General features: G+C 72.2%; 13 protein-coding genes. 10 read left to right on the top strand and 3 right to left on the bottom strand.

Annotated elements, in window-relative coordinates; all coding sequences use genetic code 11:
* Positions 1-203: 203 nt before the first annotated feature.
* From ACWEN3_RS03265 to ACWEN3_RS03275, 3 genes are all read left to right on the top strand, one after another.
* Positions 204-284: an Ms5788A family Cys-rich leader peptide gene (locus tag ACWEN3_RS03265; protein WP_350751515.1), complete on the top strand. Its 81-nt coding sequence runs from the start codon at positions 204-206 to the stop codon at positions 282-284.
* Positions 285-410: 126 nt separating this feature from the next.
* Positions 411-1,256, top strand: coding sequence for a sulfurtransferase (locus ACWEN3_RS03270; RefSeq protein WP_452965025.1), 846 nt, complete (start codon positions 411-413; stop codon positions 1,254-1,256).
* Positions 1,257-1,310: 54 nt separating this feature from the next.
* On the top strand, positions 1,311-1,598 hold the full coding sequence (locus tag ACWEN3_RS03275; RefSeq protein ID WP_006139129.1) for a DUF1416 domain-containing protein: 288 nt from the start codon (positions 1,311-1,313) through the stop codon (positions 1,596-1,598).
* 133 nt (positions 1,599-1,731) lie between these two features.
* On the opposite strand, the gene ACWEN3_RS03280 is transcribed toward ACWEN3_RS03275, so the two are convergent.
* From ACWEN3_RS03280 to ACWEN3_RS03290, 3 genes are all read right to left on the bottom strand, one after another.
* A complete protein-coding gene (locus ACWEN3_RS03280; RefSeq protein WP_452965027.1) occupies positions 1,732-2,985 on the bottom strand; it encodes a hypothetical protein in 1,254 nt (417 codons plus the stop codon).
* A gap of 4 nt (positions 2,986-2,989) precedes the next feature.
* Complete coding sequence (locus ACWEN3_RS03285; RefSeq protein WP_452965030.1) at positions 2,990-3,244, bottom strand: MoaD/ThiS family protein; 255 nt, start codon at positions 3,242-3,244, stop codon at positions 2,990-2,992.
* 125 nt (positions 3,245-3,369) lie between these two features.
* Positions 3,370-4,236, bottom strand: a complete 867-nt coding sequence (locus tag ACWEN3_RS03290; RefSeq protein WP_452965031.1) for an alpha/beta hydrolase — start codon at positions 4,234-4,236, stop codon at positions 3,370-3,372.
* 171 nt (positions 4,237-4,407) lie between these two features.
* On the opposite strand from ACWEN3_RS03290, the gene ACWEN3_RS03295 reads away from it, so the two are divergent.
* The 7 genes from ACWEN3_RS03295 (at position 4,408) to mshD (ending at position 11,456) form a co-directional block, all read left to right on the top strand.
* On the top strand, positions 4,408-5,187 hold the full coding sequence (locus tag ACWEN3_RS03295) for a response regulator transcription factor (protein ID WP_452965032.1): 780 nt from the start codon (positions 4,408-4,410) through the stop codon (positions 5,185-5,187).
* 105 nt (positions 5,188-5,292) lie between these two features.
* The gene (locus ACWEN3_RS03300; protein WP_452965034.1) at positions 5,293-6,318 is read left to right on the top strand and encodes a LacI family DNA-binding transcriptional regulator; all 1,026 of its coding nucleotides are present in this window, start codon (positions 5,293-5,295) and stop codon (positions 6,316-6,318) included.
* 132 nt (positions 6,319-6,450) lie between these two features.
* On the top strand, positions 6,451-7,512 hold the full coding sequence (locus tag ACWEN3_RS03305) for a S1C family serine protease (protein ID WP_452965036.1): 1,062 nt from the start codon (positions 6,451-6,453) through the stop codon (positions 7,510-7,512).
* Positions 7,513-7,525: 13 nt separating this feature from the next.
* A complete protein-coding gene (locus ACWEN3_RS03310; RefSeq protein ID WP_452965038.1) occupies positions 7,526-7,765 on the top strand; it encodes a hypothetical protein in 240 nt (79 codons plus the stop codon).
* A gap of 195 nt (positions 7,766-7,960) precedes the next feature.
* Positions 7,961-8,695 carry a response regulator transcription factor gene (locus ACWEN3_RS03315; protein ID WP_452965041.1) on the top strand — a complete coding sequence of 245 codons (735 nt, stop codon included), beginning with the start codon at positions 7,961-7,963 and terminating at the stop codon, positions 8,693-8,695.
* A complete protein-coding gene (locus ACWEN3_RS03320; protein WP_452965044.1) occupies positions 8,692-10,164 on the top strand; it encodes a sensor histidine kinase in 1,473 nt (490 codons plus the stop codon). The genes ACWEN3_RS03315 and ACWEN3_RS03320 overlap by 4 nt, the downstream gene beginning before the upstream one ends.
* A gap of 365 nt (positions 10,165-10,529) precedes the next feature.
* Complete coding sequence (gene mshD, locus ACWEN3_RS03325; RefSeq protein ID WP_452965047.1) at positions 10,530-11,456, top strand: mycothiol synthase; 927 nt, start codon at positions 10,530-10,532, stop codon at positions 11,454-11,456.
* The last annotated feature ends 220 nt before the right edge of the window (positions 11,457-11,676 follow it).

Raw genomic sequence — 11,676 nt, forward strand, 5'->3', positions numbered from 1 at the left:
TCCCGGTGGGGACGGCCGGTGGACGGCCCGTCCGACTGGCGAGACGGCCCCGTCCGCAACGCAGAAGCGAAGACCCTCACGAGCGCCCGGAGGCTGCGCGGCAGCCGCCCGGGCGCTTCGCTTGTCCCGCCATTCGGACGATCGCGTCTCGTCATGTGACACGCCGGTGACACGCCCGCCCGGACGTCCCTACGATCGACCGCATGAAGCGACAGGCGGACCTCACGAAGCGGCGGGCAGTGGACCTGTGCCGCGTTGCCGCCATGCTCTGTCGCCCCTTCTGAGCGAAAGTCCCCGACTTCCGCGTCTCACCCCCGCCCTGCTGGAAGGGCACCCGTGCGCCGCCCGCACCTCGGGCGCGCCCCCTCACACTCGCACGCCCCGCCGCGACTGCCCCGGAGGAGAAGAGCATGAGCCGCAGCGACGTCCTGGTCGACGCCGATTGGCTGCAGGAGCACCTGGACGACCCGACCATCGCGATCGTCGAGGTGGACGAGGACACGTCCGCCTACGAGAAGAACCACATCAAGAACGCGGTCCGCATCGACTGGACCAAGGACCTCCAGGACCCGGTCCGCCGTGACTTCATCGACCAGGAGGGCTTCGAGAAGCTCCTGTCGAAGAAGGGCATCGCCAACGACACGCTGGTGATCCTCTACGGCGGCAACAACAACTGGTTCGCGTCGTACGCCTACTGGTACTTCAAGCTGTACGGCCACGAGAACGTCAAGCTTCTCGACGGCGGCCGCAAGAAGTGGGAGCTGGACGCCCGCGAGCTGGTCGACGGCTCCGACGTGCCCGAGCGCGCCGCGACCGACTACACGGCCAAGGCCCAGGACACCTCGATCCGCGCCTTCCGTGACGACGTCGTCGCCGCGATCGGCGCGCAGAACCTGGTCGACGTCCGCTCGCCCGACGAGTTCTCCGGCAAGCTGCTCGCCCCGGCCCACCTCCCGCAGGAGCAGTCGCAGCGTCCGGGCCACGTCCCGACCGCCCGCAACATCCCGTGGTCGAAGAACGCCAACGACGACGGCACCTTCAAGTCGGACGACGCCCTCAGGGAGCTCTACGCCGCGGAGAGCGTGGACCTCGCCAGGGACACGATCGCCTACTGCCGCATCGGTGAGCGCTCGGCCCTGACCTGGTTCGTGCTGCACGAGCTGCTCGGCGTCCAGAACGTCAAGAACTACGACGGCTCCTGGACCGAGTACGGCTCCCTGGTCGGCGTGCCGATCGAGCTCGGCGCCGGCAAGTAAGCCAACAGAATCCATCCCGACCGGCCTTCCGGTCAGACCCCTCAGGAGAAGTACATGTGTGGAGCGAAGGCCGGCGGCCCGGACGCCTCGACGATCAAGCCCGGTGAGACGACGATCCAGGGCCAGGTGACCCGCGACGGCGAGCCGGTGACGGGCTACGTCCGGCTGCTGGACTCGACCGGCGAGTTCACCGCGGAGGTCCCGACCTCGGCGACCGGTCAGTTCCGTTTCTACGCGGCCGAGGGCACGTGGACCGTCCGGGCGCTGGTGCCGGGCGGCTCCGCCGACCGCACGGTCGTCGCCCAGCAGGGCGGCCTCGCGGAGGTCGCCATCGCGGTCTGAGCGGTCGCGTGACGGGCCGAAGGGCCGTATCCCCTGGGTTGGACGCCAGAGGGGATACGGCCCTTCGGTCTGCCGTCGGCGGGTGCCCGCACGTCGCCGGGTGCGGGTCCGTCGTGCGCGAGCCCCACAGAGGTCAGCCCAGCGCGCGCCCCAGCGCCCATACGACCGGCGCCGCCGCCGACAGCGGCAGTGCCACGCCCGCGGTGAAGTGCACGAACCGCGACGGGTAGTCGTAGCCGGCCACACGGTGACCGATCAGCGCGCAGGCCCCGGCGGCCGCCCCGATCAGCGCGCCCTTCGCCCCGAAGCCCGTCATGCCTCCCACGGCGATCCCCGCGCCGGAGGCGGCCAGTACCGCGACCACGACCGACGCCGCAGTCGGCAGGGGCAGCGCACGCGCCAGCACGGCCACGGCGACCGCCGCCGCGCCCACGGAGACCGCGTGCGGTTCGGCGCCCAGGTATCCGGTGGCCAGGATCGCCAGGGCCGCGGAGACGACCGTCGCCATGAGGCCGTACATGCGCTCGTCCGGCGAGGCGTGCGAGCGCAGCTGGAGGACCAGTGACAGCAGGACCCAGATGCCGAGGGGACCGAGGATCGCGGCCGGCGCGTTCCCGCGGCCCGCGGCCAGGACGGCCACGTCGGCCGCCAGCCCGCCCGCGAAGGCCAGCGCGATGCCCTGCCGGGCCGGCCACATGCCGTTCAGCCGGAACCAGCCCGCGGCCGTCACCGCCTGGAGCAGCACGAGCGGGACGACGAGGGCGTAGGAGCCGACGCCCGCCGTCCCGGCCAGCAGCAGGCCCAGCAGCGCGGTGAGGGCCGCCGGCTGCATGCCGGGCTCGATGATCGGCGAACGGCCGTCCAGACGCGCCCGCTGCGCGTCGGTGATCCGGGCGTTGCCGCCGAGGGTGGCGGGTCCGTAGGCAGGCCCTCCGGCCTCCCCCGTGGGCGCCGCGGGCGCAGCAGACGCCGGCTCGGACTGCGGCTGCGGCTGCGGCTGCGGCTGCGGCTGCGGCTGCGGCTGGGCGTACGGCTGCTCCGTGAACTGCTGCTGCGGCCGCTCGTACTGCTGGTACCCCTGCTGCGGTTGCTGCGGCTGCTGGTACGCCTGCTGCGGACCGGGCTGCTGGTACGCCGGCTGCTGAGGCTGCTGCTGGTATCCCTGCTGCGGCTGCTGGTACTGCTGCCGGGGCGAATACGTCTCCGCCGCCTGCACCGGCGGGTGCGTCTGGGTCTCCCAGGTCCGCCCCTGCCACTGCAGCGTGTGCTGCGGGTCGTAGCCGGGCTGTGCGTGGGGGTCCTGTCCGGCCCAGTCCTGCTGAGGAGCCTGCTGCTGGTAGGGGTCGTAGCCCGGGTACGGGCCGCCCTCGTACGGCTGGTCGCTCATCGGCTCATCCTCCTGCGAACGGCGGGAGCACCTCGACCGTGCCGCCCTCGGCCAGCCGTACCGTCTCATGCGGGCGGGTGCCGACGGGGTGCCCGTCGAGGAGGAACGAGCATCGCTGCAGCACGCGCGTGAGCTCGCCGGGGTGCCGCGCGCTTACGGCGGACAGCGCGTCGGCGAGCGTCTCCGCGTCGTACGGCTCCTCGGCGACCCCGGCCGCGGCCTTGGCGGCGGCCCAGTAGCGCACCGTGACCTTGGGCATCTGGTTCCTCAATCGACGGCAAAGAGTAGGGACGGACGGTGCCAGGCTAAGGCACCCCCGGGCCGCCCCGGCCCCCTGCGCCGATCACCGGGGCCCTTGCTCCCCGGCCTGCCGCGTGTGGCGGCTCACGACGCGGCGCCCGGGTCCGGACGGCTGACGGCCCAGTTCCCGATCCGGGCCAGCAGGGCGTCGTCCGCCGCGTGCTCCGCGTGACCCATGCCCGGTTCCAGCCAGAGCTCCGCGTGGCCGCCGGCCGCCTCGGCGAGCATGCGGGGGTGGTCGAGGGGGAAGTAGCCGTCGCGGTCGCCGTGCACGATCAGCAGCGGGGCCGGGGCGATCCTCGGCACCGACTCGACCGGGGAGAGCGGTACCGGGTCCCAGTCGCGGTGGTGGATGCGGGTGCGCAGGCCGTAGCGGCCGACCAGACGGCCCTCGGGGCGGGTGACCAGCCAGTGCAGACGGCGCATCGGGGCGGTGCCCCGGTAGTACCAGCGGGCCGGCGCGCTGACCGCGACCACCACGTCGGCCGTGCCGGGGTGCAGGGCCGCGTGCCGCAGGACCACCGAGCCGCCCATGGAGAAGCCGACGGTCACCACGCGCGCGTGCCCGAGGCCGCGGGCCCACTCGACGGCGGCGGCGAGGTCCAGCACCTCCCTGTCGCCGACCGTGGAGCGTCCGCCGGAGCGGCCGTGGCCCCGGAAGGAGAAGGTGACGACCGCGCCGTGACGGGCGAGCACGCCCGCCACCCTTCGTACGTGCGGGCGGTCCACGTCCCCGGTGAAGCCGTGGGCGATCACGAACACCAGGTCGCCGGAGGCCGGCCGGGAGGTGTCGGGTCCCCCCTTGTATACGACGGGGCCCGGATCGTATACGGAATCAACCGGAATTCCGTCGGCCGTGCGCAGAAACGTCCGGATAGGGCCCCGTCTGCCTGTCTCGCAATTCGGACGAACGGTGGAACGTGCCACATGACCTGCCGGACGGTTGCTCATGTGGGCTATTCTGCTGGGCAGAGGACTCGGGCAGCGTAGCCCCCGGGTCCTTTTGTGCTTTCGGAAGCGTTGTATACGAAGCGGGGAACCGCGGGTGTACGGGGCCTTCGGGATCGCAGAGCAGTGCCGCACCGCACACGTCCTCGCAGGGACCGAGGAGGAACCAGACGTATGAGTTCTCTGCTGCTCCTGACCAACGCCCTCCAGCCGTCGACGGAGGTGCTCCCCGCCCTCGGACTGCTGCTGCACAACGTGCGGGTGGCGCCGGCGGAGGGACCCGCCCTCGTCGACACCCCGGGCGCCGACGTCATCCTCGTCGACGGCCGCCGCGACCTCCCCCAGGTGCGCAGCCTGTGCCAGCTGCTGCGCTCCACCGGCCCCGGCTGTCCCCTGCTCCTCGTCGTCACCGAGGGCGGACTCGCCGCCGTCACCGCGGACTGGGGCATCGACGACGTCCTGCTGGACACGGCGGGCCCGGCCGAGGTCGAGGCGCGGCTGCGGCTCGCCATGGGCCGCCAGCAGATCGTCAACGACGACTCCCCCATGGAGATCCGCAACGGCGACCTCTCCGTGGACGAGGCCACCTACTCCGCCAAGCTCAAGGGCCGGGTCCTCGACCTGACCTTCAAGGAGTTCGAGCTGCTGAAGTACCTCGCCCAGCACCCGGGCCGGGTCTTCACCCGCGCCCAGCTGCTGCAGGAGGTCTGGGGCTACGACTACTTCGGCGGCACCAGGACGGTCGACGTGCACGTACGGCGGCTGCGCGCCAAGCTCGGCCCGGAGCACGAATCGCTGATCGGCACCGTCCGGAACGTCGGTTATCGATTCGTTACCCCCGAGAAGGGCGAGCGCGCCACCGACGAGGCCAAAGCCAAGGCCGACCGGGCGAAAGCGAGCGATGCGGACACATCCGGCGTGCTGGGCGGCGCCGAGATCCACGCGGACGCGTAGTTTCCCGGGGCGCGCGCGGGGGGCGCTCGGGCGGGGCGTTGCTTCCGCACATCCAGGCAGCGATATGCCCTGCCCAGAGCGGATCAATCCGCGTAGACTCCGCGCGTGGCCAAGGTGACTCGGGATGACGTGGCACGGCTGGCTGGAACCTCCACCGCCGTCGTCAGTTATGTCATCAACAACGGACCCCGGCCGGTCGCACCGGCCACGCGCGAGCGCGTCCTCGCAGCGATCAAGGAACTGGGGTACCGCCCCGACCGCGTCGCGCAGGCGATGGCCTCGCGCCGCACGGACCTCATAGGCCTCATCATCCCGGACGCCCGCCAGCCCTTCTTCGGCGAGATGGCGCACGCGGTCGAACAGGCCGCCTCCGAGCGCGGAAAGATGGTCCTCGTCGGCAACACCGATTACATCGGCGAACGCGAGGTCCACTATCTGCGTGCCTTCCTCGGCATGCGCGTCTCCGGGCTGATCCTGGTCAGCCACGCCCTCAACGACCTCGCGGCCGCCGAGATCGACGCCTGGGACGCCCGGGTGGTGCTGCTGCACGAGCGCCCCGAGGCCATCGACGACGTGGCCGTGGTGACCGACGACCTCGGCGGCGCCCAGCTCGCCGTGCGCCACCTGCTGGAGCACGGCTACGAGTACGTCGCCTGTATGGGCGGTACGGCGGAGACGCCGGCCGTCGGCGACCCGGTCTCCGACCACGTCGAGGGCTGGAAGCGGGCCATGGCCGAGGCGGGCCTCAGCACCGAGGGCCGGCTGTTCGAGGCGCCGTACAACCGCTACGACGCCTACCGCGTGGCGCTCGACGTCCTCTCCGGCCCCAACCGGCCGCCGGCGGTCTTCTGCTCCACCGACGACCAGGCGATCGGACTGCTGAGGGCCGCGCGCGAGCTGCGCATCGACGTACCCGGGAAGCTGGCCGTGGCCGGCTTCGACGACATCAAGGAGGCCGCGCTCGCCGACCCGCCGCTGACCACGGTCGCCTCGGACCGCTCGGCGATGGCCCGGGCGGCGGTCGACCTGGTGCTGGACGACGGGCTGCGGGTGGCCGGGTCCCGGCGGGAGCGGCTGAAGACGTTCCCGTCCCGGCTGGTGGTACGCGCGTCCTGCGGCTGCGGGACCTGACGGCTTCGTGAGAGGCGGCTGAGAGCGGGCCCCGGCCCGCCCCGGCCGCCTTTACATCGGGCAAACGAGGTTCTGCCGGGCTTCTCAGCAAGCACTCAGGAAGCTCTCATGGTCGCGGGGGACTCTTCAGTCATGACCGAGAGCATCCGCCGCAGCGGCGAGTACGAGGAAGACGGCCCCCAGGGCGCGTACGGCCACCCCCAGGGTGCGTATGCCCAGCAGTACGGCTACTCCGCTCCCGTGAATCCCGAGTGGCCGCCCCCGCCGTCGTACGACCCGCCGACGGCGACGGATGCCGGGCCGGCGCCGGAGCCGGGGAAGAAGCGTCCCCGCGGCCCGGTCGCCCTCCTCGCGGCGGTCGCGATCGTCGCGGCGGCGGTCGGCGGCGGCACGGCCTACGCCTTCCAGGAGCTGACCGGCAAGGACGCGGTCGCCGCCGCCGGCACGAGCACCACCGTGGTGCCGTCGAGCAAGAAGGGCGACGTCGCCGCGATCGCCGCCGCGGTCACCCCGAGCGTGGTCGAGGTCAACGCGACCCTCAGCAACGGCTCCTCCACCGGCTCCGGCGTGGTCGTCACGTCCGGCGGCGAGGTCGTCACCAACAACCACGTCATCGCCGGCGCGCAGTCGGTCAAGGTGCGCACCAGCGACGGCAAGAGCTACGCCGCCGACGTCGTCGGCACCGACAGCTCCAAGGACCTCGCGCTGATCAAGCTGAAGGGCGCCTCCGGCCTGAAGGCCGCCGCCCTCGGCGACTCCGGCGGCGTCCAGGTCGGCGACTCGGTCGTCGCCATCGGCTCCCCCGAGGGCCTGACCGGCACCGTCACCAGCGGAATCGTCTCCGCGCTCGACCGGGACGTCACCGTCTCCACGGACCAGGGCCAGGGGCAGAGCCAGGGCGGGGACGGCCAGTGGCCGTTCCAGTTCGGCGGCCGCCAGTTCAACGGCGACACGGGCTCTTCCACGACCACGTACAAGGCGATCCAGACCGACGCGTCCCTGAATCCCGGCAACTCCGGCGGCGCCCTGATCGACGCCGGCGGCAACATCATCGGCATCAACTCCGCGATGTACTCGTCGAGTCAGCAGTCCTCCTCGTCCTCGGACGCGGGCAGCATCGGTCTCGGCTTCGCGATCCCCGTCAACACGGTCAAGTCCGACCTGGCCAAGCTGCGGTCGGGCTCGCAGAGTTAGAAGGGAACACGTCATGATCCGGAAGATCTCGCACCAGCCCGCGGGCCGCGGCCCGGCCGACGTCACCATCGCCCTGGCGGTCGCCCACGCACTGCACACGCCGCCCGCCCCGGAGCCCCGCGCCCCGGAGATCGTCCCGGCGCCGGTCCCCCAGCTGATGGGCCTGCGCACCTCCGCCGACCGTCCGCACCGCCGCAAGGTCCCGCTGCACCGCCTGACCACGATGCGCAGCCTCGCGGTACTCGGCGCCTGACCCACGACACACGGCCCGGCGGCACCAGGCACCCGACGCGCGGGCCGGCCACGTCCGGCCCCCCTGACCACGACGCACGGCCCGGCCGCACCCGGCACCCGGCCCGGCACGTGCCCAGCGGCTCCCCGGCGTGGCAGGCTGAGAGGCACCCGACCCCGGCATCCGCACCCGACCGCACCCCGAGGAATCGCGAGCATGAGCCCCGCCGAAGGCGACCGTGACACCCAGCGCATCCTGATCGTCGACGACGAGCCGGCCGTACGCGAGGCACTCCAGCGCAGCCTCGCCTTCGAGGGGTACGAGACCGAGGTCGCCGTCGACGGCGCGGACGCGCTGGACAAGGCCAGGGCCTACCAGCCGGACCTGGTCGTCCTGGACATCCAGATGCCCCGGATGGACGGCCTGACGGCGGCCCGCCGCATCCGCGGCGCGGGGGACACCACCCCGATCCTCATGCTCACGGCCCGCGACACGGTCGGCGACCGGGTGACCGGCCTGGACGCGGGCGCGGACGACTACCTGGTCAAGCCCTTCGAACTGGACGAGCTCTTCGCCCGGATCCGGGCCCTGCTGCGGCGCAGTTCCTACGCGGTCGCGGTCTCCCCCGAAGCCCAGGAGGACGAGGCCCTCACCTTCGGCGACCTGCGCATGGACCTCGCGACCCGCGAGGTCACGCGCGGCGGCCGCCAGGTCGAGCTCACCCGCACCGAGTTCACGCTCCTGGAGATGTTCATGGCGCACCCGCGCCAGGTCCTCACCCGCGAGCAGATCCTCAAGGCGGTCTGGGGCTTCGACTTCGAGCCCTCCTCCAACTCGCTCGACGTCTACGTCATGTACCTGCGCCGCAAGACCGAGGCCGGCGGCGAGCCCCGGTTGGTCCACACCGTGCGGGGCGTCGGGTACGTCCTGCGCCCGGGCGGCGCCGAGTGAACAGGCTCGTACGGCGCTACCGTTCGCTGCCGATCCGGGCCCGACTGGCCATGCTGGTCGCGGCGGCGGTGGCGTTCGCGGTGGCGGCGGTGTCGGTGACCTGCTGGTTCATCGTGCAGGGCAAGCTGTACGACCAGGTGGACAGCGACCTGCAGAAGTCCTCGCCCCGCCCGGTGGAGCAGAACACGGTGTACGCCCTGCTCACCACGTGTCTGCAGAAGCCGACGGAGCCCCACTACAGCGGCCTGCGGACGCACGACGTCTATCTGCAGCTGGTCAAGGCGGACGGCACGGCCTGCGTCTCCTCGGACTCCGCCGGCACCGTGAGGACCACCTCGGCCGACCGGGTCGTCGTCAGGAACGCGGGCAACCACAGCGGCGGCATCCTCCGCAACGGCACGGACACCGGCGGCAACGACGTCCGCGTGCTGACCATACCGCTGGTGGTCGACACGGCCGTGGGCCCGCAGGTGTACCCCGGAGCGGCCCTGATGCTGGCCGTTCCCCTCAGGAACACCGAGAAGACCCTCAACGACCTCGCCCTCATCCTGCTCCTGGTCTCCGGCGTCGGTGTCGTGGGCGCCGGTGCGGCGGGACTCGCCGTGGCCCGTGCGGGCCTGCGCCCGGTCGACAAGCTCACCGAGGCCGTGGAACACGTGGCCCGCACGGAGGACCTGACCATCCGCATCCCCGTGGAGGACGACAGCGAGGACGAGGTGGCCCGGCTGTCCCGGTCCTTCAACTCCATGACGGCCTCGCTGGCCAGCTCCCGCGAGCTGCAGCAGCAGCTCATCGCGGACGCCGGCCACGAGCTGCGCACCCCGCTCACCTCCCTGCGCACCAACATCGAACTCCTCACCCGCAGCGAGGAGACGGGCCGCCCGCTCCCGCCGGAGGACCGCAAGGCGCTCCTCGCCTCGGTGAAGGCCCAGATGACGGAACTGGCGTCCCTCATCGGCGACCTGCAGGAGCTGTCCCGCTCCGAGGGCCAGCGCGGCGAGCGCGTCCAGGTGGTGGCCTTCCAGGACACCGTCGAGGCGGCCCTGCGCCGGGCACGCCTGCGCGGCCCCGAGCTGACGATCACGGCGGACCTGAAGCCCTGGTTCGTCCGGGCGGAGCCCTCCGCGCTGGAACGGGCGGTCGTCAACATCCTCGACAACGCGGTCAAGTTCAGCCCCGGGGGCGGCTCGGTCGAGGTCGAGCTGAGCGAGGGCGTCCTCACCGTCCGCGACCACGGCCCGGGCATCCCCGAGGACGAACTCCCGCACGTCTTCGACCGCTTCTGGCGCTCCCCCAGCGCCCGCGCGCTCCCCGGCTCCGGCCTCGGCCTCTCCATCGTCGCCCGCACCGTCCAGCAGGCGGGCGGCGAGGTCGCCCTGACCCCGGCGCCGAACGGCGGCACGGTGGTGACGGTGCTCCTCCCAGGAGCCCCGACGGCTCCGCCGGACACGACGGTCGAACAGCAGTAGCCGACGAAGCGGGGGCGGGGCCGTGCCCGTGCCCGTGCCCGATGATTCCGCGTCGATTCACAGCCTGTGCATTCTTGCCGGGGTCGGGCACGCGGAAAGACGCGACGACACCCCCCTCCCGTCCATCTCTCGGATGAATTCCATTCAGTGCCGGTGACCGTCCGCCCAACGCTCCGACGTGGGCTTTTCTCCCATCTCGCCACCGAGTCGCCGGACACGGAAAACGCCGCGGCATCCAGGGACCAGGAAAAGCGAATTCCGATGGGACCCCAAGGAAATATCACCGCCCATAACCCTCGGAGAAATTGCGGAACCGAAGTGTCATTCGCACCGGTTTCGCCGGTCGGCTGCCGTACCCTCTACGCATGAGCAGCGACGACACCGTACGGGCCTTCCCCTCCCGCTCCATCGAGACCTACTCCGCGCTCGCTCCGGACCAGGCCGAGGCCGTGCTGGCACTGATCGGCGAGGCCGCCCGGGTCGACGGGCAGCAGCCGGTGTCCGAGCAGGGCCGGCTGCAGCTGCGCGGGGGCGCCCGCGAGGGCGTCTCGCATCTGCTGCTGAGCGTCGACGGCCAACTCGTCGGCTACGCCCAGCTGGAGGACACCGACCCGGTGGAGGCGCCGGCCGCCGAACTCGTCGTCGACCCCGGCCAGCGCGGGCACGGGCACGGCCGGGCGCTCGGCTCGGCCCTGCTCGCCGCCTCCGGCAAGCGCCTGCGGGTGTGGGCGCACGGCGGGCACTCCGCCGCCCGGCACCTCGCCCAGGTGCTGGGGCTGACCCTGTTCCGCGAACTGCGCCAGATGCGGCGGGCGTTGACCGACCTGGCGCTGCCCGACCCGGTGCTGCCGGAGGGCGTGAGCGTGCGCACCTTCGTGCCCGGCAAGGACGACGCGGCCTGGCTCGCGGTCAACGCGGCCGCGTTCGCGCACCACCCCGAGCAGGGCTCGCTGACCCAGCGGGACCTCGACGACCGCAAGGCCCAGCCGTGGTTCGACCCGGCCGGGTTCTTCCTGGCCGAGCGGCGCGGGGAGCTGGTCGGCTTCCACTGGACCAAGGTGCACGCGGAGGAGGGGCTGGGCGAGGTCTACGTCCTCGGCGTCCGCCCCGGCGAGCAGGGCGGCGGCCTCGGCAAGGCCCTCACCACGATCGGCCTGCGCCATCTCGCCGGGCAGGGCCTGCCGACCGCGATGCTCTACGTCGACGCCGACAACGAGGCGGCGGTGTCGGTGTACGAGCGGCTCGGGTTCACGACCTACGAGACGGACCTCATGTACCGCACCGAAACGTGACACGGGCCCGGCACGGGCATCGAGGGGCGGCCGGATTGCCGGCCGCCCCTCTCCTGCACCGCCCTTTCACCAATCACTGAGTGAAAGGGTGATTACAGCGCGTGGTCGCCCGCGCCGCCAGGTGGTGCGGGCCGATCGAGCCGCGTACGGTCCCGTACGAAATCCGTCGCCTTTGCGACGCGGACTCCCGGGGGCCGCCCCTCGCTATCCCGCACGTCAT

It is taken from the genome of Streptomyces sp. NPDC004561 (genome assembly GCF_053602155.1).

Coding starts and splice junctions, on each gene's coding strand:
- ACWEN3_RS03265 (WP_350751515.1), top strand. CDS start 204: ATGAAGCGACAGGCGGACCTCACGAAGCGGCGGGCAGTGGACCTGTGC.
- ACWEN3_RS03270 (WP_452965025.1), top strand. CDS start 411: ATGAGCCGCAGCGACGTCCTGGTCGACGCCGATTGGCTGCAGGAGCAC.
- ACWEN3_RS03275 (WP_006139129.1), top strand. CDS start 1,311: ATGTGTGGAGCGAAGGCCGGCGGCCCGGACGCCTCGACGATCAAGCCC.
- ACWEN3_RS03280 (WP_452965027.1), bottom strand. CDS start 2,985: ATGAGCGACCAGCCGTACGAGGGCGGCCCGTACCCGGGCTACGACCCC.
- ACWEN3_RS03285 (WP_452965030.1), bottom strand. CDS start 3,244: ATGCCCAAGGTCACGGTGCGCTACTGGGCCGCCGCCAAGGCCGCGGCC.
- ACWEN3_RS03290 (WP_452965031.1), bottom strand. CDS start 4,236: ATGAGCAACCGTCCGGCAGGTCATGTGGCACGTTCCACCGTTCGTCCG.
- ACWEN3_RS03295 (WP_452965032.1), top strand. CDS start 4,408: ATGAGTTCTCTGCTGCTCCTGACCAACGCCCTCCAGCCGTCGACGGAG.
- ACWEN3_RS03305 (WP_452965036.1), top strand. CDS start 6,451: ATGACCGAGAGCATCCGCCGCAGCGGCGAGTACGAGGAAGACGGCCCC.
- ACWEN3_RS03310 (WP_452965038.1), top strand. CDS start 7,526: ATGATCCGGAAGATCTCGCACCAGCCCGCGGGCCGCGGCCCGGCCGAC.
- ACWEN3_RS03315 (WP_452965041.1), top strand. CDS start 7,961: ATGAGCCCCGCCGAAGGCGACCGTGACACCCAGCGCATCCTGATCGTC.
- mshD (WP_452965047.1), top strand. CDS start 10,530: ATGAGCAGCGACGACACCGTACGGGCCTTCCCCTCCCGCTCCATCGAG.